Below are 388 nucleotides of genomic sequence, written 5' to 3'. Positions count from 1 at the left end.
CACCGCCGACAGCCGCAAGGTCGTGCCGGGGGCCCTGTTCGTGGCCCTGCCGGGGTCGGCCGCCGACGGCCGCGCCTTTATTCCGCAAGCCCTGGCCAAGGGCGCCGCCGCCATCCTGGCGCCGACCGACACCCCCGCCGGCGCGGCGCCCCTGCTGGTCGCCTCGGGCGACGTGCACCGGGCCTATGCCCTGGCCGCGCGCAGCTTCTACGGCGCCCAGCCCAAGACCTGCGTCGCCGTCACCGGCACCAACGGCAAGACCTCGGTCGCCAACTTCTGCCGCCAGATCTGGGCCGGCCTGGGCCTCAAGTCGGCCAGCATGGGCACGTTGGGCGTGGTCGGTCAGAAGGGCGACAGGACCTACGCCCTGACCGGCCCCGGCCTGACC

1 protein-coding gene is annotated in these 388 nt (G+C 74.7%); it reads left to right on the top strand.

Annotation, left to right across the window (positions count from 1 at the left end):
• The coding region (locus tag AB4Y97_RS21070; protein WP_442000987.1) for a Mur ligase domain-containing protein at positions 1–388 on the top strand (388 nt) is incomplete at both ends.

The organism is Microvirga sp. 2TAF3, assembly GCF_052114965.1.
GTDB lineage: Bacteria > Pseudomonadota > Alphaproteobacteria > Rhizobiales > Beijerinckiaceae > Microvirga.
Note: the sequence above shows the minus strand (reverse complement) of the source record. Positions and strands in the feature narration are given on the sequence as shown.